The organism is Kordiimonas sp., assembly GCF_965216265.1.
Taxonomy (GTDB): Bacteria; Pseudomonadota; Alphaproteobacteria; order Sphingomonadales; family Kordiimonadaceae; genus Kordiimonas.
Genome location: NZ_OZ244153.1, coordinates 1641127 through 1662664, shown reverse-complemented (window position 1 = coordinate 1662664; position 21538 = coordinate 1641127). Strand labels below are relative to the sequence as shown.

The following is a 21538-nucleotide window of genomic DNA, read 5'->3' as shown; positions in this document are numbered from 1 at the left end:
CGGGCACTAAAGGGCCGAACTTATGGCCAAAAGCCGAATGAGGATTTCCCATGCCCAAAAGCCTGTCCGTAACAGTCCTGAAGGACGGAGAGACCTTTCTTCACGGCACTTTTGATGTTTCAGAGAATGACTATGAGGTTGTTCTGGGCCTGCTCAGCGAGGTTGAGATGGACCATGGGCAAGCAGCCAGCCTGATCAGCGGATATATGCACGCGCGGGATGCCGGGCAGGTGACGGAAGAGATGGGAAAAATTGCCATGTTTGCCGTGGTGTACATGCTGGACGCTGGCGAAACGGCGATCGAAATTCCGCTGGAAGCCTGATTGGCCAATACCTGTTTCCGATTTTACGCAATGTAACAGTCCGGGCTACCTTGGGTTCTGTGCTTTGAACTAATCCCCCGTAGGCTTGCATTTCAGCGCCAAATAGCGCAGAAGGCATCCTGATTTTTAGGGCATCCGTGCCCGGTGGCCAGCGTTTGGCTGTTCAACCCCAATCAGTTTTCTGGATAAAAAGATGACCGTCTCCTTCACTCCGGCCCGCATTAAAACCGAATTGCTTTCCGGCCTAACGGTGGCTCTGGCACTTGTGCCTGAGGCGGTGGCTTTTGCTTTTGTCGCACATGTTCATCCGCTCGTGGGGCTATATGCAGCCTTTATCGTGGGGCTTATTACGGCGCTGTTTGGCGGCCGACCGGGCATGGTCTCCGGTGCGACCGGCGCTCTGGCTGTGGTGATGGTATCGCTCGTGATCAACCACGGTGTCGAGTATCTGTTTGCGACCGTTGTGTTGATGGGCATCATACAGGTGGTGGCGGGGATAGCTCGCCTTGGTAAATTTATCCGCATGGTGCCCTACCCGGTGATGCTTGGGTTCGTGAACGGTCTTGCGATCGTGATTTTTCTGGCCCAGCTTGGGCAGTTCAAGATCGCAGGTCCGGACGGTGTGCCTGTATGGCTCACTGGTGAGAAGCTTTACCTGATGCTGGCGCTCGTTGCGGCCACCATGGCGGTGATTGTTCTGGCCGGTCGTTTCCTCAAATTCATACCTGCGCCTCTTGTTGGTATCCTTGTGACCACGGTGGTCGTTACAGTCTTCAACCTTGATGTCGGGCGTGTTGGTGATCTGGCTTCTATCGCTGGTGATCTGCCTGCATTCCATATCCCCACTGTGCCGTTTAACTTGGAAACGCTCACAATCATCCTGCCCTACGCAGTGATCCTTGCGGCGATTGGCCTGATCGAATCGTTGCTGACGCTCAACTTGGTGGCGGAGATTACAGACACAAAAGGTGGTGCGAGCCAGGAATGTGCGGCTCAAGGTGCAGCCAATATCGTGACAGGCTTTTTTGGTGGCATGGGCGGGTGCGCGATGATTGGCCAAAGCATGATTAACATCGAATCCGGTGGTCGCACGCGGCTCTCGTCCGGGTCTGCTGCGATGTTCCTCTTGGCGTTTATCCTGTTTGCATCGGGTGCGATTGAGCAGATACCGCTCGCGGCCCTTGTGGGTGTGATGTTCATGGTGGTGATCAGCACCTTTGCGTGGTCGAGCTTCCGTATCATGCATAAAATTCCACGCACTGACGCCTTCGTGCTTGTGCTTGTATCTGCGGTTACGGTGATCAGCGATCTGGCCATTGCCGTTGTTGTGGGCGTGATCTTTTCCGCACTTGTGTTTGCCTGGAAGGCCTCGCGCCGGATTTCTGCGCGGTCTGAAATGGATGAGCAGGGCCGCAAGGTCTATAGCCTCAATGGCCCACTGTTCTTTGGTTCAATTGAAAGCTTCGCTGACCTGTTTGACCCGAAATCTGACCCTGCTGAAGTGATTGTTGATTTTGTCGGGTCACGGGTGCTGGACCACTCCGGTCTGCAAGCTATCGATAGCCTTGCCGATAAATACGAACGGGCAGGCAAAACATTGCAACTCAGGCACCTGAGTGCAGATTGCAGGAAGCTGCTTAAGAAGGCTGGCACCATGGTGCGGGCGTCGGAGGTTGAGGATCCGAAGTACGGCGTGGCGGTTGATTATGGTCATACCTTTGATGACGAGAATGACGCCAAGGTAACGCCTTAGGGTTTAGGGGTGCCGTATCCAATGTCGATAAACTCGGGCGGTAGTAACTCGCTGTCTGCATAGTCTGCGATACCCGCGTCCTCGGCGTTTGGTGCGATCTTGACGATCTCGCTCATGCCCAAAAGCGCCCATTGCCCATCAGCCTCGTGGGCAAGCGGGAAGAACACAGTTTGAAGCAGCTGTGTATCCTGTCCTTTGTTCCGCAGAATACGTGTGAGTTGGGCGCCGCAAGGTGTTTGCCAGCATGTGCTGTATATCTTGAGCATTTTTTCTCTGTTTTCAGGCGCAGTACGGGTTCTCAGAAAGTCTTTTCCGGTGTTGTCCTGCCCGCCGATTCGGACGACCTCCGAACCCATGAAGCGCACGATCAATGCTTCAGGCGGCTGATATTCCAGCACCCAAAGATGTTTCATGATGGGGGCGATGCAGGCGGCCTTGATATCCTGCCAGACAGGGAGCTGCTCGCCAGAGCGCCTGGGTAGGGCCTCCCACGTCTGATGCAGTGCTTTACCGTGTTCTGTTAACATGCGAACCGTCTCCGAACCCCACCTCAACCTTTATCACCAACTGGTAAAGGAGCGGTTACGCAAGATTAAATGCTCGCAAATGACCTAAGCAATAGACTGGTACCTATTATTAGCGCTTATATCCAGAGCGGCTGGGAGCTCGCCTCAGGGGAGCATGGGTGATGTGTGTGGGGTGCTGCTTCGCTGCCCGAAGGTTCTCGGTAGCATCCAAATATCGTGGCATGATCGCAAGCGCCTTCTGCCAGTGAACTCGGGCGGCGGTATGATCGCCGAGATGCCACAACGCGATGCCAAGGTTGTTGTGTGCATCTGCTGCGTTATCGTTTTCCGTAAGCGGTGTGAGTAGGCTTGCCGCCAACCTATGGTCTCCGGAAAGCAAGGCAGCCGTCGCGCGCAGGTAGGCGGATAACCACTTGCCAGACCGGTCATACGGCGGGACAGCCTCACTGGATTTACCCAGCTTAGTGATGACCGAGTTCCATTCATTCTCAAGGTCAAGTGCTGTGGCTATATGGGCCAGAGTAAGATATTGCTCGGAACCGGGAAGGGTGCTGTTTTCGACGCGCCTTCTCATCTCACTAAAGTTGTGTTTTGCAAGTGCAGCTTGGCTCGCAGCCCGTGTTAGCTCGACGTTCCGCGATGCAGATGTAGGGGAGTGTGCATAGCGGTACCCTGCGTCGCGCAGAAAGTCGATTTTTGCGTTTTGGGTTATCGCACGCAAGAGGAAGTCATAGTCTTCGGCGCACTTAAAGGTGCGGTCGTACCCGACCGTTTGAGCAAACCCGGTCCTGAAACCACCGGTGAGTGCGGGTATCCAGTTCCGTTCAAACGAGCGCAAGACGCCGTCGGGCTTCGAGAGGAAGTCAGGTATGGGCAGCGCCTGAGTGTCTTTCCCTGAAGATGGGTCAAAAAGGACGGCAGGGTCAAAACAAAGGTCGGCCCCATTTTTTAGCGATTGCAGCATGGCGGCTGGACGGTGGGGTAGTATTTCATCATCCGCATCAAGCCACATGGCAAATTCGGTTTGGGTATACTCAAGCGCTGTTTGTCGGGCGTTACCAATACCGATTGATCGTTCTGTTTGATGAGCAGTGATATGGTTCCCACCCATGTCTTGCGCAGACTTTATTGTTTCGTCACCGGAACAATCATCAATAAGCAGGATGGGCCAATCACCTGAAGCTCGTGCGGACGCAACCGCACGGCCAATTGTTGTGGCCGCATCCTTTGCAACAATAACGATGGTCAGCTCTGAGTTCATTGGCGAAAGTATGCCCCTGATGATCCTCATTTTTGCTTATCATATGCTGGGATCGCGGCCTAATGTCATTTTGTATACAATTTTTCTTTCGGTGTTCCACGGACGTGATAGGCTCCCGCCTTATCAGGGTTTTAAAAGCAATAAGGATGGGTTTATGACACGGGGTATTGGTGGGTCAGACCAGCAAACAGAATTGGCCAAACTTAAGGATATGACAGCGGGCGCACAGCCTATAGCGCTGAATGAGTTTAAAGCGCGGGTTGCAAAGGCACAGCGGGTCATGCGGGAGAAGGGGCTTTCTGCGGTTTATATCAACGCGGGCACCAACCTTTATTATTTTACTGGCACACGGTGGTGGCCAAGTGAACGCATGGTCGGTGCGCTCATCCCGAGCACTGGCGATATTGTTTATATTGCGCCTGCTTTTGAGGTCAGCACCCTGAACGAATACATGTGTCTGCCCGGCAAGGTTCATGGCTGGCAGGAACATGAAGACCCATATGCTTTGACTGCCGACCTGTTCGGCACGCTCGGCATCTCCGGGCGTGTTGGTGTCGATGAAGCAGCACCTTTCTTTTTGGCGGAAGGGTTGCGCGCAGCCATGCCAGATGCCGAGTTTGTGAATGCCGGGCCTGTCTCCGCCGCTTGCCGCATGCATAAGTCTGCCGCCGAGATTGCCCTGATGCAGCGCGCGAAAGACATGACCATCGAGGTACATAAAGCAACCGCCCGTATCCTGAAGGCGGGCATCAGCACAACAGAGGTAACGGCCTTCATTCATGAAGCACACAAGAAGGTTGGCGCGCCCGGCGGTTCGGTCTTTTGTATCGTGCTGTTTGGTGAAGCAACCGCTTACCCCCACGGTGTGAAAAACCCGCAAATCCTCAAGGACGGGGATATGGTGCTGATCGATACCGGGTGCGAGCTGTTGGGTTATAAATCAGATATCACCCGCAGTTACGTGTTTGGCAAAGCGAGCGAGAAACAGCGCACCGTGTGGGCGCATGAGAAGGAAGCACAAGCGCGGGCATTCAACGCCGCCAAAATCGGTGTGCGCTGCGGGGACGTCGACATGGCGGCCCGCTCCTATCTGGAAAGTGTTGGTTACGGCCCCGGTTATAATGTGCCGGGCCTTCCGCACCGCACCGGGCACGGTATTGGGCTTGATATCCATGAATGGCCGTATCTGGTAGCGTCTGACGACACACCGCTTGCCCCAGGCATGTGTTTCTCAAACGAGCCGATGTTATGCCTTTATGGTGAATTTGGTGTCCGCCTTGAGGACCACTTCTATATGACCGAAGACGGGCCAAAATGGTTTACCGAGCCTAGCCATAGCATCGATGATCCGTTTGGGGAGGCCATCTAGGCCTCGCCCAAAATTCGGCCCAAAATCATGAACATCCACCCTTTGGCAACAGGACCGTTGTCGCGGCATTCCATACCTCAGGTGTGGTCATATCTGTGCGCGAAAGTGGGGCGGCGGTGTGGCAGGTTTTGAGATATGGTTCGGCGGCTTTCAAAGCGTTCAAGAATGTTTCTGTCAGTGCACTGATCCTAGGGCGTAAACTACCTTCCAGGTCGGGCACCGGGCCAGTTGGTGGTGCGGCTTTCCAAGTTTCAAAGTATGACGCTTGCAGGAGCCTGGAAGCTGCCATCTGGGCTTTCACGGCGCTTTCTGCGTCTCTGGCACCGAGACCAAGCGCTGTTGCTTGCGTGACAGTTGCACGAAGAACAGCCGCCTCGCGCTCAGGCGCCTCGATGGCGAGGTTGTTTGCCCACTTATAGTGCGCCACCTCTTCCATCACGCCAAGCCGTGCGTCAATAGCGGCTTTCAACTCGGCCACTTCAAGCACGGTTCTGGGTTCGCTATACCCAATTGTCAGGCTGGCGCTGCCGTTATCGGCGAGGGTGACGATATAAATATGGTCATAGACACGCTCATCCAGTTCCTCACGGTCTTCACCTACCAATAAGCCAGCAAGCACCGGTGTGGTGTTACTGTGCCCTGCAACAAGGACCGTGCCTTCAAGAGCTTTCAGGTCGACAGCGAAGCTCTTGAGGTCGCGCGGGTCATATAGCGCGATGCTCACGTTCTGATCATTGGCCGTTGGCAGTGCTGTATCGCGGGTGCGGGCATAATCCGTTGAGAGTATGGTTTTAATACCCTTGTCTTTGAAATAGGTGGCGAGCCAGTGTGCGCGGGCCTCCCCCTCCGTCGTGAGGGCAGGGTCACGGGTGCCGTCCAGCACCTTTTCCGCATGGCGAACCAGATAGATGGTGTTGTCGGCGGCGGCCTGGGCCGAGAAAAGCGCGGGCATCAATAACGTGCATGCGACGAATAAGGCGCGAAAGTTCAACTGGTGTTTCATATCTGATTTTCCTCAGCTGTTTTATTGGCAGTTTTGCTGCATCCACGGCACGACTGTGTCCATGAACTTGAAACGGCCCCATGAAAAACCGTGATCCGCATCCAGAACGGCGTGCACAAAGGGGTCTGCACCAGCCGCTCGCGCAGCACCAGCAAGCGGTGTTTGCGTCTCCAGCGGGACCACATTGTCCTTGTCACCAGATACAATCATCAGGGCCCTGCCGCCAAAGGCGGCCATTCGGGGCACAAGGCTAAACGTAGCTGCATTTTCTTTTGTTTCCCGCACCAGATCAGCGAAAGAATATCCATCAAGCCCTGGTACTGGCGCTTCAGCATCAGTGCCAGAGACAACATCGCTTGTGGCAGTTTTCACGAAGGGGACAAGGTCAGCTGGTGCGGCCGCGACTGTGCATCTGACGTCTTTATCATCCGCGCCGGTGATGATGGCATTAAACCCACCAAGGCTGTGCCCAAAAAGGCTGATACGCGCCGGGTCGATCCTGAATTTCCCCGCCTTACCTTGTGCCCGCACGTAAGCGAGAGCCGCATGCGCGTCCTCAATCACATGTTGGGCGCTATAGGTGCCACCACTGCCCCACGCGCCGCGGTAATGAAAATAAAGCGTATTGAACCCGGCGCGCCTGAGGGCCTGCGCGAGATCAAGGTTCTTCTCGTTGCCGGGGAAACCGTGGAGCATGACCACCGTGGCGTGAGGGCCGGGTCCGTTCGCGGTATACAGGTGCCCAACCATGTCGTGTCCACCGCTTGGGACCGTGAGTTCAACAAGGCCGGGGGGTGCGGTGCGGTCAATCTCCAGAGGGTCAGAATGAACCGGGTCTTGAGCATAGCTTGCTGTGCTGATGGGTAGCACCAAGGCCAAAACCATGAGTTTTAAAAAGGGGGTGAGCGATGGCAAGGGCGTCTCCTGACAGGCAAAGCGGTAAAATCTTGCTGTCAAATTTCGCTACTTGGCGGCGGTTGTCAATTCGCAATGCAGATAAGCGTCCTGGGTCATCCCTGTCGGCGTTCCGCAAGGTCATAAACCTTCAGGCCCAACACAGCGGCGATCACGCCATAGAATTTTGCAAACTCTATGGGCTTGTTGATGCAGTCGTTCATCCCTGCTTCCAGGTAGCTCGCGTGTTGCTCCGGCAAGGCATTGGCCGTGAGGGCGATGATGGGAAGATTTGCCAAAACACCGCCGGACGCGCGAATGCGCCTGGTTGCTTCAATACCATCAACTTCAGGCATCTGGATATCCATCAGCACCAGATCAGGCAGCGATGCTTTGTCTTTCGCCATATGCTCTAGAGTCTTCACGGCCTCGGCCCCATTTGAGGCCATCACAGCGCTATGCCCATGCCGGGTAAGCAGTTTTTGAACCAACATCTGATTGACCATATTGTCCTCGGCTACCAGCACCTTCAGCGCCTTGCGCGCAGATGTGATCTTGGGTACTTCGGCTTTTATCTCGCGCCCTTCACGCTCACTCCGGGTCAGGTCCGGCAGGTGAATGGTCACGGTCGTGCCTTCACCCAAAGTACTTTCCAGCGACAAGGTACCACCTAGATGCTCCACCAGCTGGCGACTGATGGCCAAACCAAGGCCAGACCCTTGGTATCGGCGGGCTGAAGAGCCGTCTACCTGCACAAAGCGGTCGAATATGCGCTTCTGGTCTTTTTCGTCGATACCAATGCCGGTGTCCCTCACCGTGATGGTTGCTTTAGCTTTATTGAACCGTTGAGCAGTGACAGCAATATCAACGTCAACTTTGCCAGCGTCCGTAAACTTTATTGCGTTCCCGATGATGTTAAAAAGTATCTGCTGCAGTCGCGCGCGATCAAACTCAACAGGCAAGGTTTGCGGCGGTCCGCTTCGGAAGTTCAACTGCAGGCCTTTTTCAGCTGCTGTCGGGTGAAGGAGCTGTATGGTGTCGGCCACTACCAGCTCTAGCTCCAGCGGTTCTGCCGTGAACTTAACCTCGCCTTTCTGCAGTTTTGAGAAATCGAGAATGTCGTTAATGACAACCAGAAGTGACTTGGCTGACTTATGAGCCACGCCGACAAGCTCCTTCTGTTCGTCAGACAGCTTCCCGTCTTCCAGCAGATTGAGCATACCGAGAACGCCGTTCATCGGTGTTCGGATCTCATGGCTCATGTTTGCAAGGAAATCAGTTTTGGCGCGGTTGGCCAGAATAAGTTCTTCCGTGCGTTCCGCCACAAGGCGTTCGGTTTCAAAGTGTCGGCCTGTAAGTACAAGGAAAAGCACACCAAGAGTTGCCGCAGACGTCCAGACCGCAAGCATCACCAGCCACGAGGTCTTGGAGCGGTAGGCGAAGACATAGCTATCGGTTGGTGTAACGCTCAATTGCCATGTGCGGTCAGCGACCTTTATGTTTTTCGTGTGTGTCAGGCTATCCCGCTTCTTGTCTCTGGGTGGCGCATCAAGAGGGAAGCCACTATAAAGCTCAGCGCGGTCCGCTTCGGCGTCAGGGTCGTTGAGGTCTATATAAAGGCCACGCGCTGACGCGGCGACCATGGCTTTTTCGACAACGTGGGAGATCCGCAGTACACCGGTCGCGTATCCGGAAATCATGTCGTTGTTTTTGACAGGCAAAAGGATCAAAGCGCCATATGTGCCCTGTACGAGCGAGATGCGGGGTGTGATCACCGCACTGTTTATCTCCCTCGCTTTATTGATTGAGGTACGCCGCGCGGTGTTTGACCATATGTTGAAACCCACCGCGTTTTCGCTGCCGGCAAGAGGCTCCAGAAAATGAACATAAACATATTCCCCTGCGGGCGTTGCGACCGTTAACTCACCGTCAGGCCCACGCTCGGTGATCGTACGTTCTCCGCCATAGTCGCGTGATAGCCGCGCCTCATGCCATACACGATCAGCATGGGCAATATGAGGGTTCCAAGAAAGACCGGAAAGGCCCGGTGCTCGGCCGAGCAGTGTGCGGGCATAGGTCTGAAACTCTTCAAAACGAATGCCAGGCGCCAGGGCCATCACGCCACCAAGGCCATATACAGTCGTGACCGCATTTGCCACTTCGCCCTCTAATGCACGGGCGATGGTATCAGCCTCGAAAGCAACACGTTTTTGCAATTCGTCTTCATTCCATTTGCGAGAATGAAAGACAAAAATGCTGAGCATCAGCAGGACAAGAAGCAGGCCGGATGTAACGGCAACACGCCGCAGCATCCATGCGTTATCACGCGGCAGGCCCCAGGCGATAATAAGCGGGGTAATAAGGATCACACCATTGGTGTCGCCGATCCACCAGGTGCCCCAGGTGTTGAAGACGTCTGCCGCCGGGATAACCCCAAAGAGGTACAGACTGCCCGCACCAACACTTGCTGCGACCAAGCAAGCCAGGGGCCCCGCCATCAGGTAAAACTGTACGATCTTTGCAAATTGTGTGAGCGGGTTTGGATAGGCGTTATACCTGCGCAAGAGATAAGCCGCCAGCAACGGCTGTCCGGTGTTGCCAACGGCAATAAAGTAGTTTTGTGGCTGGGTAATAAGAATGTCGACCAGTGTCATGCTTTCAATACTGAAGGAAACATTGGTCGCAAACGCCCCGAGCATGATGGCGGGCCAGACGCGGTACCCAAGAAGCAGTATGGCGCCAAGGGCTATGCCTGACGGTGGCCAGATGAGGGTTGAATAATCATTATCGGTTGCGAGAAAGAGGCCAAGTTTGCCGGTGGCAAAATAAAGCATGGCCACTAGCACGAGCTGTAGCAGGAAATGCTTCGGCGGTTTAGGCCGAAGCGCCGCAGTGAGAGATTGGGACATCACTGATTGTACAGCCTTTTGTTTGCGCGGCTATTCTGGCCACGAAAACGTTAAGGATGCGTTGAAAGACACCAACTATTTAGAATGATGCTTTTCATGCCAGTTGAGCATGCCATTTGCCGCCTGACGGCCTTGTGCAAAACAGGCAGTGAGCAGGTAGCCACCTGTTGGTGCGTCCCAATTGATCATTTCACCGGCGCAGAAGTGGCCGGGCCTTGTCTTTATCATCAGGTTCTCATCCAGTGCGCCAAATACAACACCCCCAGCCGAGCTGATCGCTTCTGCCAGTGGCCGGGGTCGAATGAGCCTGATAGGCAGTGCCTTTATAAGCGTGGCCAGCGCATCGGCTTCAAGGGTATGTGCACCCGGGTCAGCTTCCCGCAACAGACCGGCCTTCACACCAATAAGTCCGGTCGCCTTCTTCAAAAACGTGGAAAAGGACTTTTTGCCCCGCCCTTGAGACAAGGCAGTGGTTAACCGTTCGGTGGAGCGATCAGGCGTGAGGTCGATGGTGATGGAGGCGTCGTCGCCCTTCACCAGCGCAGCCCTTATCGCGGCTGAGAGTGCATAGATCGCACTGCCCTCCACCCCGCTTTTTGTGACAATAAAATCACCCTGAACGGTCTGCTCCTGAAAGCTTAGTTTTACGTTCTTAATCGGCTCACCAGCAAAGCGGTCGGAGAAAAACGCACTCCAGCTGCTGTCAAAACCGCAGTTGGACGGTTGGAATTCAGCGAGAGTGATGCCTGCGCCCTTGAACGCCTGTTGCCAGTCGCCGTTTGAGCCAAGTTTTGGCCAACTGGCACCACCAAGCGCAAAAAGCACGGTGTGTGCGGAGATGGTTTTTTCCCCCTCCGGCGTATCAAATATCAAATTGCTCGGATCAGCGAAGCCACGCCAGCGATGCCGAGTATGAAGGTTGGCCCCGCCCTGTTCCAGACGTTTGAGCCAGCTCCGCAACAAGGGAGAAGCCTTAAACACGGTCGGAAATATCCGGCCGGAACTTCCTGTGAAGGTCTCAACGCCGAGATCATTGGCCCATGCCCCGATATCATCGGGAGAAAAGGCACGAATTGCTTTCTCAAGCTGGGGTTCAGCAGCACCATAGCGCGTGAGGAAGCTTTCCAGCGCTTCGCTGTGCGTAATGTTAAGCCCCGACTTCCCCGCCATGAGGAATTTGCGCGCAGGCGTCGGCATTGCTTCGAATATATGAGGTTTGTGGCCCGCGGCGCACAATATCTCTGCTGCCATCAGGCCCGCAGGCCCGGCGCCAATGATGGCAAAATCTACGGCATTGGCTGCGTCTGGCATGGTGGTTTCAGTTTCCATATAGCTGATGAGCGCGCACCATAGCTCTTTGGCGCAAGCGCGGCAAGTTTCGCCAGTTGAGGCTTCGTTAGGGCAGATTCTGCAGGCTTGATAAGCGCGGTTTTGGAGGCTTCGTTCCAATTTCTCTTTAGGATGTAGTTTATTAACGCTTGGCATATAGTATGCATAGTGGCATTCAATATGGGTGCTTCAGACATTGTTGAGATGCGGCAGGGTGTTGCCGAGATGTCTGAAACTGGGAGATGAATGTGACGCAGGCGTCGATCATTATTGAATGTGGTAAGAAGTCCGGCCTTGGCAGGGTCCGCCGGACCTTGACCCTCGCCCGTGCCTTTGTTGCCCAAGGTGTTGCTTGCGACGTTTTTGTCACGAGCGGCGAAGGTAGTGATCTTGTGAGCGCGATGGGGTTCACCGCGCGTCCGGTTGCTGAACTACCGGCGACACATGACCTGCTCATTATGGATACATGCAGTTTTTCGGCTGAAGAGGTCAGCGCAATATGCGCGACGGCTCGTATCAGTTGTGTGATCGATGATCTTGCTGAGCGCCCGGTCACGTGTGATTTTGTCATCAACCCCAACCTCTATGCACTTGATCTGGATTATTCCGCTTATAAAGCGCAGGAAATTTTGCGCGGACCTTCTTATTCACTCATCGATGATGTGTTCTTTGAGAATGCCAAACCGCAAGACGCCCGGCGGGGCTATGTGGTGAGTTTTGGCGGTACGGATGATGGCAGCTTGGCGGCGCCAGTTGCTGCAGGGCTTGCAGCCCAGACCGACGAGCCGATTTATGTGCCTATCCCCTCCTATCAGGAACCTTGCGCGGCACTGCTTGCGCTTGATGGTGATAAGGTAAAGATTTTACGTGCACCGGATATGGCCGCGCTTCTCGGCGGTGCCCGCACTTATGTGGGGGCGGCTGGTGCCACGGTGCTTGAAGCCCTTGCGGCCGGTTGTCAGGTTTGCGCTGCGGCCACGCAGGCTGACCAGCACCTGAATGTTGGTTTCCTGCCCACGATGGGGGTTGCTGCGCTTGATGCGTTTGATGCACCGCAGATCTCCGCACTTGCCCTGCAGCATAGTACCGGAGGTGTGCAAGCTGCTGCTGTATCACGAGGGGCAGCAACATCTATCGCCCAGCAGGTTGGCGCACGCGCCTGACGCCACACATATTCCGCCTTGCAAAATGTAGCAATTCCAACGAATTATAGGTTCTGGTTCGGTGGCGGCGAAAGACGTTCAGATGTTCAACAAGGCTTTTGAGATTGCAGGGCGCAAGATCGGTGGGGGTGCCCCGCCGCTTGTTATCGCTGAGCTATCCGGAAACCACGGTGGCTCGCTTGATCAGGCACTCGCGCTTGTTTCTGCCTGCAAGGATGCAGGCGCTGAAGCGGTCAAGTTTCAGACCTATACGCCCGATACCATCACCTTGAATAGTGAAGCACCGGCCTTTCGTGTTGATGAAGACGGGCTCTGGGCTGGACGCACACTTTATGACCTCTATGGTGAGGCTCATACCCCTTTTGAGTGGCACGCGGCGCTTTTTGAGCATGCTCGTTCGCTCGGGCTTATTGCTTTCAGTGCGCCGTTTGATGAGACAGCGGTTGATCTGCTCGAAAGCCTGGATGCGCCAGCTTATAAAATAGCGTCATGTGAGCTTGTGGATATTGGCCTTATTCGCCGAGTGGCGGAAACGGGCAAACCCGTTTTTGTTTCAACTGGCGCCTCCAATGATGCTGAGCTTGATGAGGCTGTCGCTGCGCTTCAAGAAGCAGGCGCTGCTGACCTTTCTATATTACACTGTGTGAGTGCTTATCCGACACCTGTCTCAATGGCCAATCTCGGGTCCCTCGCGCATCTCCGGCGAAAATATGATGTGCCTATCGGGTTTTCTGACCACACCGTAGGGCTGGCCGCACCACTTGCAGCTGTTGCGCTGGGTGCCGATGTGATTGAAAAGCACGTATGCCTTTCTCGCGCCGGTGGTGCTGTGGACAGCGCCTTCTCGATTGAGCCTGACGAACTTGCGATCCTTGTGAGGCAGTGCCGTGAGGTCCATGACGCCGTACGCGGTCAAAAGACGACGCCGCTCAAGATCGAAGAAGAAAGTTTGCGCTTTAAGCGGTCCCTTTATATCGTAAGGGACCTCAAGAAGGGCGAAAAGCTAACCAGCGCGGACGTCCGTAGCATTAGACCGACGGGTGGGCTTCATCCGCGCCATTTGAATGAGGTATTGGGTCGCGCTGTTTTGGCAGACACACCGGCGGGGACGCCATTGACATGGGAAATGTTGGCTTGATGAACAAAGACGGTGCTGTCAATTGCCTGATCACCAGTGCATCAGCCAAGGTGTTATTGGTGGAAGCCTTCAAGGCTGCGGTGCACCCTACCGGTGGCCGGGTTGTTGCCAGCGATATGGACAGGGACTGCTGTGCCGGGCATTTTGCTGACGCGTTCGAATGGCTGCCGAAAGATGATGCGCCTGATTATGAAACGCGGTTGCTGGATATCTGCGAGCGGCATCAGATTACGTTGCTGATCCCGACACGGGACGGGGAATTGCAGCGCATAGCAGGCATGAAACCAAAGCTTGAAGCGCTTGGCGTTACCGTGCCGCTTCCTGATGCATCGGTGCTGTCTGCGTGTCAGGACAAGAAAAACTTTCAAGGATATTGCGTAGATAAGGGTTTCCCTGTGCTGCCCTTAGCGGATGTGCAGAAGGAAAATGCTTTCCCGATTTTCATGCGTCACCGGGACGGCACCTTCACCGGCGGCGGCGTGATGGTAGAAAGCCTTTCGGCATTTGAACGGCTTAAGGTCGACATCAACGACTATGTCATGCAGCCCTATGTGACGGACCGGGAGATCAGCTGCGATATATTGCTGGATTTTGACGGCAACCCCATGCAGGCGGTCGCGCGGGAGCGGCTTAAGCTCGTGAACGGCGAAAGCTGGCGCTCCCGCATTGTCTCGCTGCCGGACGCGGAAAAACTCGCTCTAACGCTCGCTCAAGATTTGGGCTTGCGCGGGCATAATCTGGTACAGATGTTTTATAGCGAAACCGAAGGGCCGCGCCTTATTGAGGTGAACGCACGGTTTGGTGGTTGCTCCAATCTTAGTATTCAGGGCGGGCTGTCTTCCCCGGAGCGGATCATACAGTTGATGCTCGGTAAGGATACCGATGCACGGCTTGCAAGGCCCATAAGAGTTGGATTGACCTCCCTCCGGTACGCGACCGACCGGCTCGTGATGCCAACTAACTAGCGAGTAGTTTGTGAAAGCTGAAAAACTTCACTGCATATGTGTCATTCAAGCACGCCGGACATCGTCCCGGCTGCCGGACAAGATATTGATGCCGCTTGGCGGTGTGCCTGTCCTGCGCCGGGTGATAGATCGGTGCCAGAGAATTCCGGGCGTTGACAAAGTGATCGTCGCGATCCCTGAAGGAGACTATAATCAGCCGCTTGCCGACCTGGCGTTTGAGAGCGGTGCCGAGGTGATCGCGGGCAGCGAGCAGGACGTGCTCTCGCGTTATGTTAAAGCGTACCAGATGTTCCCGGCCGACTATATCATGCGCGTGACCTCAGATTGCCCGCTCCTTGACCCTGAAATATGCCAAGACTTACTTGATGGCGTTAAAACACGCGGTGCTAGCTATGGTGCTACCGCGTGGTGGCCGCATGGTCTTGACTGCGAGGTCATGACCGCAAATGCGCTTGAATTAGCAAATGAGTGTGCAACGGGCGCGCTGGACCGGGAACACGTAACACTGTGGATCAAACGGCAGAAAAACTGGTCATCATATATCTGTAAGCCCGATATAAACTATCAGATCGGCAACCGTTGGGTGCTCGATTATCCTGAGGATTATAAGTTTCTGGAAACCTTGTTTGGTGTTGCACAGGCGGTTGAAATGATGTCTTGGAAGCAAATACTTAGTATGATTGATAAACATGATAAATTGCGTGAAATTAACGCTCATCTGGAACCAATATGGCGGGAAAAAAACACTGAGATATACAGAGATGCCTCGAAAGAAATCAAAGGTTAGACTGTTAGTTAGCAGCGGAGATAGGGTAGCGGAGTGAGTGAAAATCCAACAATAAAAGTGCCAGCCGAAATCAAAGAATATGGCTATGACGCATTATATCCTTCGCCGCTACCTGTAGATCAGGCAAAACAGGAAGGCGCACCATATGTCTGTAAATCTGCCGCCCCTAACCATCCACTACAGATCACTGATATTCTCTCAGATGCTAAGGCTAAAGGGTACTGGGTAGAAGAATTTTCGGTGAATACCGACTACTTCAATTTTCATGTTTTTGATTACATTCGGAACAATGGGTTTGTTCAGTTCGACGAGCAGCTTGGTATTCCGACGAATAAATATGGGTGGTCCGAGATACGTCAAACATACCCAGTTACCATTGGCTTGATCGCTATCAACCAAATCAGCAAGTATAACCACACTTCGGACAGTAAATGTTATGAGCGATATCAGCGTATCGTCGCATGGCTTTTGGAAAATCAGAACCAAGATTCTGGCGCTTGGGAAGTACCATTTTCATACGATTTTTTCCCCGGCCGAACCGGTGGAGCGTTATCCAAGAATTGGGCCTCCGCACTTGCACAGGGTTTGTGCATATCCGCACTATGCCGTGCACCTGAGGAGATGCGTAGTGCCGAGATAGAAGCCGCCGTAAGGAAGGCCCTTTTCCCCTTTCAAAAGCCGGTTTCGGCAGGTGGTGTCGTCACTCAATTTTTGGGAGAATATCCCTTCTACGAAGAATATCCGACACTGCGCCCGTCGTTGGTTCTGAATGGCTTTATGTATGCCTTGTTAGGGTTGCATGATGCTTGGGAACGTTACGAATGCGATGATGCATTGCAACTTTTTGATCGTGGGATTGAAACGCTAGCGAGGTCTTTGCCATTTTATGATCTGGGTGACCGAAGTGCGTACGACTTGACTCACCTTCAATCGGGTAATGAGCACCTTCCACCAAACCCTGCACGCTTAGGCTATCACGATGTTCATGTAAGGGTACTTTCCGCATTTGAAGCGCTGAGGCCGGGAACATTTGAGGCGTGCCTAGTGCGGTGGACGCTATACAGATACGGAGTATTTTGTGCTAACAACTAAGCCTCAATATACTCAGGTTCAAGGCGGCATAAACTTTGTCTAGTATCGAGAAACAAGCAGAGCGGCGGGCGATTATGCGCATTGACGCCGCCATCAAGACCGCTGATGCGGTGACTGCATCAAAGGAGATACTGACAGCTTGGCGATCGAGCCCTAAAAGTACGAACGTATTAACTTTGGCCGTATATGGACTGGCTGAGATGGGATGTCGATCCGAGGCCATCGATCTATTAGCAGATGCTATGCGTGCATTGCCTCCTACTGAGACGCTTCTGTCCTTGATGGCCAAGATCGCCCTTGATCTTGAACTCCTAGATCTCGCAAAGAGAACTCTTGAGCACGCAATCAACTTGAACCCCAGCCTGCCGGACCACTATTTTTCTTATGCTCAGTGCTTGCACCAGATGGGTGACTCCGAGGAAGCTATTGGACTTCTGCAGTCCGTGTTGCCACAATTTCCTACCAACCCGGATTTATGGAACTTGGTGGGTGTAATTACACTTCAGTTTCGTAACAATGTGCCCTCGGCCCGGGCCTTTTTTTCTGAAGCCATTCGGTATGATGATAAGCATCCTCAGGCTTGGGCTAACTTAGCCGAAACATATTCGAATATGCCAGAGGGATTGGAGTATTATGAGCGCGCGTTAGCGCTGGATCCGCAAAATGCTGACCTGCAGTTGGGTTGTGCAATGATTTTGTTGCGGAACGGAAAATTGCAGAGGGCATGGAGCCTATATGAAGCTCGATTGTCTGATCGCCGAGGAACTAGAAAATCGCTCACCTATAGCCACAAGATCAAGCGGTGGCGGGGAGAAAACCTCCAAAAGAAGACTTTGTTGGTAACAGCAGAACAAGGTCTGGGTGACGAGGTGTTATTCGCGATATTTTTCAACCGGCTTGCCGAAAAGGTCGGCCGGATTGTTATTGGATGCGATCCAAGGCTTATTAACATCTACAAACGGAGTTTCCCGAAAGCCTATGTAGTGGGCTTCGAGGATACTGTGCGCTTGGGGGAGAGAACTCGTTCTTTCCCGCAAGTGGAAAATTGCACTAAGGGTGACAGACTGCCTCGAATAGACAGGGCAATACCGATTGGGTCATTGCCCAGTATTTTTTGGCCGAACTTGAGAGATTTATCTTCATTTTCAGGTGGATACCTTTTGGCGGACTCTGTTCGCGTTTCCAAATTCGGTGCGAAGTTAGCAGCGCGGGGTCAAAGACCGTGCGTGGGGGTGTCGTGGCGGAGCGGCAACTTGAGTGAGGGTAGGAAGCACGGCTATATGGACTTAGCGATGGTAAAAGCCGTTGCTGCAATACCCGGAATTCAACTTGTCAATTTGCAATACGATGCAGAGGAGGCTGAGCTAGAGGAGATAGTTCGTGTCGCAGGGGAGCGTTTTGTTGCCTTTCCGGATATTGATCTAAAAAAAGATCTGGAAGCAAATCTGGCAATCATGGCGAACCTGGACTTGGTTATTGGTCCTTCGACGGCGACGCAGGCATTAGCCATGGCACAAGGGGTGGAGACATGGTGCGTTCATCGCGGTGTGCCTTGGTGGGTTTTCAACCTTGGGAACGACGTGAAGATGCCTTTTGCTCCCAACTATCGATTTATCTATATCAACTACGCAAAAAACTATCGGATTGCTTCGGAACAAAAAGTTGTCGGAGAATTAGAGAAGTGGTTATCCGACAGGGGCTAGGAGAAGTTCTAGCCTGCGATGGTTGAGTTGATAGAGGGGCATTGAATGAAACTACCCGTGAATATTGCACTGATTGCTGATGAGTTTACGTCGTTTGCGTTTGAGACCTTGTGCCACGTCAATCATGTCACGCCTTCAAATTTTAATGATGTATTACATCAGAATAACCCCGACATTTTGTTTATCGAAAGTGCCTGGCATGGGCATGAAAATACGTGGTTTCTCATTATTCAGGATTCCGAGCCTGAGATTAGGGTAGTTATCGAAGCATTTAAGGCGAAGGGAATTCCCACAGTATTCTGGAATAAAGAGGACCCTATACATTTTGACCTGTTTCTACCGACAGCGCTTTTATGCGATTATATTTTTACCACCGACGTAAGCCTGAAGCCGCTTTATAGTTTCCACGCTCAACATGATAGAGTGTATGCTCTGCCTTTCGCAGCATGCCCGGAATTACACAACCCAATCGAAGAAGAGCCCCGCCGTGCAAAAGCAAGTTTTGCAGGGACTTATTACAAGAATTTCCCACAGCGGGCGAAGGACCTTGATGCCATACTCGAGGTTTTGGCGGAAGAAGATGTGCCGATTGAAATTTATGATCGCCATTATAATGACGACCACCCCGACTATCAGTTTCCTGAACAGTACCGTGGCCAAATAGTTGGTTACCTCCCGTTCGACAAAGTAAACCGGGCCTACAAAGGTTATGACGCAAGTGTAAATATCAACACAGTGAAAAGCTCGAGTACCATGATGGCTCGCCGTCTGTTTGAACTCGCGGCGTGTAATACCATGATAATTTCAAATTACTCGCGTGCTATCCGTAGCATGTTTGGGGAGCTTATCATCTCATGTGATGACCCACATGAACTTACTCGACAAATTTCCTCTATGCGGAGCGATGAGCTTTATCGTGAGCGGCTGAACGCTATGTTAATGCGTCAGGTATTTTCAAAGCATCTTTATAAACATCGTATGTCTAGGGTTCTTTCCCTCGTGCGAGGGCAGGGCTTGAAAATGAATGGGGCACATTTTTTCTGCTGTGCACACGCTGAAACAGACGATGCCGTACGTAGGGCAATCGCTAACTTTGAGCGTCAGGCATATAAATCCAAATCTCTGCATATTTTGGTGCCAGAAGAACTATTGGGCAGGCATACCGTCGAGGGAGTAACGCTCTGCGTGGAGCAGCAGGTTGATGCTGTAATGTCGCATGCACGTAAACAGAGTGATTACTATGTTTTTATTTCACCGGATGATTATTATGGGCCGAGTTACCTGGAAGAGTTTGCACATCTCGTAGACGCCTCTCCGGGTAACGTATTGACTAAGGCCTGTTTTGCCAAAAAAGCCGGTGAAAGCTGGTTCTTTAGCGGGAGTGTGCGCCCCTACACGTATGGGGCAGAATCCGCTGTCCCTCGCAGAAGTGCCGCGCCTTGGTCTCTTTTAGGTGCAGAAGGCGGGCTATCGCTGATGCGGGGGAGAAACTTCAGTACGTTACCTGATAACATGCTGGCTATTGGAAGGCTGCAATATTGCGAGTTGGGGGCCAACCTACCTGAAAATGCGTTGGCTGGTCTTCTTGACATAGAGGGTTTGGACGTTGGCAGGGATATAGACATCCTGGACACAGAGAATGACGCCTACGGCGATCTCAATGCACAACAGCAGCCGGAGTTGGTCGGGATTTTTTCCATAACTGGTGCTGAGATGGCCGCAGGAATCGGACTTGGTAACGTGTCAGGTTATTCGCGCGCGATGGTCAAAAAAGGGCAATCCGTGCAGCCTACGGTAAAAGTATCCAGGCGCGGAGAGTGTGGATACTTTTCTCCTGATCCGGACAGCGCCTATTTCAGTGGTGTCGCGACCGGAGAAGAGGAGATTTTTGTTTTTATCAAAGACATGCATGTACCTCTTCACGGGGCATTGCGGTCTTCTTTCTATTGCCGCTGGGAGCGAGAAGAGACCGAAACAGGTATCTTGCAATCACGCGTGGTGTTCAGGTTTTTGGATCGAAACAAGAAAATCATGCAGACGACCACGCGTTCGGCCGGCCGGTATATGACGGTTCGTATTCCTGGTGGTGCGGAGTTCCTTCAATTGGGTCTTCGGTTCAGGCAGCGTATAGACTTGAGCCTGAAGGCGATCCGGTTTTTTGCCATTCCCAACTTACAGAGTCCGCCGGCTCCAATAGCGGATCATTTATTGGCGGCACCCATTTATCCTAGCTCTGCTCACCTATATCGGGGCGGCTTCTTACATTCGAGAGTGCTCGGCTATAAAGCGCGAGGCCTCCGAACGGAGGTATTTCGCCTGAAGCCAGGCGGGCAATTGGAATGTTCCTCTTTTGAGGGTGTTGATGTCATCGAGGCTGATCATAGCAATCTTGCCAAAGTTTTGCGAACTGGCGGCGTGAAGACGCTCTCGCTACATTTTCTCGAGCCTTCTCTTTGGCGAACAATCGAACCGTATCTCAAAGGTGTTAAAGTAACAGTCTGGCTGCATGGATATGAAGCACAAGCGGCGGCTAGGCGTATCGATTATTTCAAAACTGATGATGAGAAATCTGCGCATCAGCGCGCCTGCGACCACAGATTGGCATTTTGGAAGCAGGTCTTTTCGGGAGCCCATCCAAATGTCGATTTTGTCTTCGTCTCGGAGACCTTCAAGAAGTGGGTGCATTCGGATGTAGGCTGTTTGCCGCCGGCAGAGCAATGCCATGTTATACATAATGTTATTGATACTGACTTTTTTGCTTTTACCGAGAAGGAGCCTTCATGCCGGTATAAGATATTGACCATTCGGCCATTCTCTTCGCCAATTTATGGCAATGATCTTGTGGTGGATACCATTCTGAAAATGTCAAAGAGCCCTGATTTTGCTATGTTCAGTTTTACTATTGTTGGCGATGGTCCAGATTTCGACGACTGCTTGGGGCCGATCCGTAGGTTTTCAAACGTGAATATCAGACAGGGGTTTCTGACACGCAAAGAGATCGCCGCTTTACACCACGAACACGGAATTTTTCTGATCCCCACTAGAAGTGATACTCAGGGTGTGTCCCGAGATGAAGCAATGGCCTCAGGGCTGGTGCCTGTTACGAATACTGTGGGTGCAGTGCCGGAGTTTGTAGATGAAACTTCTGGCATTTTGGTGCCGGCAGAGGATGCAGATGCAATGGCGACGTGCATCCTTGAGTTATCCAGGCTTCCCGATAAGTTTTTGGCCCTTTCAAAAGCGGCGGCTGGGCGTGTAAGGCGCCAGAGTTCACCGACACAAACGGTTGAGCGGGAGATTGCGCTTATATGTCAAGTTTGAT

At 52.9% G+C, this 21538-nt stretch carries 16 protein-coding genes; 10 read left to right on the top strand and 6 right to left on the bottom strand.

Going from position 1 to position 21538, the window contains the following annotated elements:
* Positions 1–50 precede the first annotated feature (50 nt).
* Complete coding sequence (locus tag ACOOGA_RS07565; protein WP_417462247.1) at positions 51–323, top strand: hypothetical protein; 273 nt, start codon at positions 51–53, stop codon at positions 321–323.
* A 193-nt stretch (positions 324–516) separates the two neighbouring features.
* Entirely contained in the window at positions 517–2076 is a 1560-nt protein-coding gene (locus ACOOGA_RS07560) for a SulP family inorganic anion transporter (protein ID WP_417462246.1), read from the top strand.
* On the opposite strand, the gene ACOOGA_RS07555 is transcribed toward ACOOGA_RS07560, so the two are convergent.
* Both ACOOGA_RS07555 and ACOOGA_RS07550 read right to left on the bottom strand, forming a co-directional pair.
* Positions 2073–2603 carry a PAS domain-containing protein gene (locus ACOOGA_RS07555; RefSeq protein WP_420430218.1) on the bottom strand — a complete coding sequence of 177 codons (531 nt, stop codon included), beginning with the start codon at positions 2601–2603 and terminating at the stop codon, positions 2073–2075. The two genes, ACOOGA_RS07560 and ACOOGA_RS07555, sit on opposite strands and share 4 nt — an antisense overlap.
* Before the next feature lie 109 nt (positions 2604–2712).
* Positions 2713–3864, bottom strand: a complete 1152-nt coding sequence (locus ACOOGA_RS07550) for a glycosyltransferase (RefSeq protein WP_420430216.1) — start codon at positions 3862–3864, stop codon at positions 2713–2715.
* A gap of 154 nt (positions 3865–4018) precedes the next feature.
* On the opposite strand from ACOOGA_RS07550, the gene ACOOGA_RS07545 reads away from it, so the two are divergent.
* A complete protein-coding gene (locus tag ACOOGA_RS07545; protein ID WP_420430214.1) occupies positions 4019–5233 on the top strand; it encodes a M24 family metallopeptidase in 1215 nt (404 codons plus the stop codon).
* Positions 5234–5258: 25 nt separating this feature from the next.
* Here the strand turns inward: ACOOGA_RS07545 and aroQ are convergent, their stop codons facing one another.
* The 4 genes from aroQ to ACOOGA_RS07525 form a co-directional block, all read right to left on the bottom strand.
* Positions 5259–6236: a gamma subclass chorismate mutase AroQ gene (gene aroQ, locus ACOOGA_RS07540; protein WP_420430212.1), complete on the bottom strand. Its 978-nt coding sequence runs from the start codon at positions 6234–6236 to the stop codon at positions 5259–5261.
* A gap of 21 nt (positions 6237–6257) precedes the next feature.
* Positions 6258–7151, bottom strand: a complete 894-nt coding sequence (locus tag ACOOGA_RS07535) for an alpha/beta hydrolase family protein (protein WP_420430210.1) — start codon at positions 7149–7151, stop codon at positions 6258–6260.
* Positions 7152–7246: 95 nt separating this feature from the next.
* Positions 7247–10039: an ATP-binding protein gene (locus ACOOGA_RS07530; RefSeq protein ID WP_420430208.1), complete on the bottom strand. Its 2793-nt coding sequence runs from the start codon at positions 10037–10039 to the stop codon at positions 7247–7249.
* 75 nt (positions 10040–10114) lie between these two features.
* Positions 10115–11368, bottom strand: coding sequence for a TIGR03862 family flavoprotein (locus ACOOGA_RS07525; protein WP_420430206.1), 1254 nt, complete (start codon positions 11366–11368; stop codon positions 10115–10117).
* Between the two features lie 248 nt (positions 11369–11616).
* On the opposite strand from ACOOGA_RS07525, the gene ACOOGA_RS07520 reads away from it, so the two are divergent.
* The 7 genes from ACOOGA_RS07520 (at position 11617) to ACOOGA_RS07490 (ending at position 21537) form a co-directional block, all read left to right on the top strand.
* Positions 11617–12531, top strand: coding sequence for a hypothetical protein (locus ACOOGA_RS07520; RefSeq protein WP_420430204.1), 915 nt, complete (start codon positions 11617–11619; stop codon positions 12529–12531).
* 61 nt (positions 12532–12592) lie between these two features.
* Positions 12593–13669 (top strand): pseudaminic acid synthase, encoded by a 1077-nt coding sequence (gene pseI, locus ACOOGA_RS07515; RefSeq protein ID WP_420430202.1) that lies wholly within the window; start codon positions 12593–12595, stop codon positions 13667–13669.
* Positions 13669–14634 (top strand): ATP-grasp domain-containing protein, encoded by a 966-nt coding sequence (locus tag ACOOGA_RS07510; protein WP_420430645.1) that lies wholly within the window; start codon positions 13669–13671, stop codon positions 14632–14634. The genes pseI and ACOOGA_RS07510 overlap by 1 nt, the downstream gene beginning before the upstream one ends.
* Positions 14635–14644: 10 nt before the next feature.
* On the top strand, positions 14645–15421 hold the full coding sequence (locus ACOOGA_RS07505) for a cytidylyltransferase domain-containing protein (protein WP_420430200.1): 777 nt from the start codon (positions 14645–14647) through the stop codon (positions 15419–15421).
* A gap of 33 nt (positions 15422–15454) precedes the next feature.
* A complete protein-coding gene (locus ACOOGA_RS07500; protein ID WP_420430198.1) occupies positions 15455–16513 on the top strand; it encodes a D-glucuronyl C5-epimerase family protein in 1059 nt (352 codons plus the stop codon).
* Between the two features lie 35 nt (positions 16514–16548).
* Complete coding sequence (locus ACOOGA_RS07495) at positions 16549–18216, top strand: tetratricopeptide repeat protein (protein ID WP_420430196.1); 1668 nt, start codon at positions 16549–16551, stop codon at positions 18214–18216.
* Positions 18217–18261: 45 nt separating this feature from the next.
* Entirely contained in the window at positions 18262–21537 is a 3276-nt protein-coding gene (locus ACOOGA_RS07490) for a glycosyltransferase family protein (protein ID WP_420430194.1), read from the top strand.
* Position 21538 lies beyond the last annotated feature (1 nt).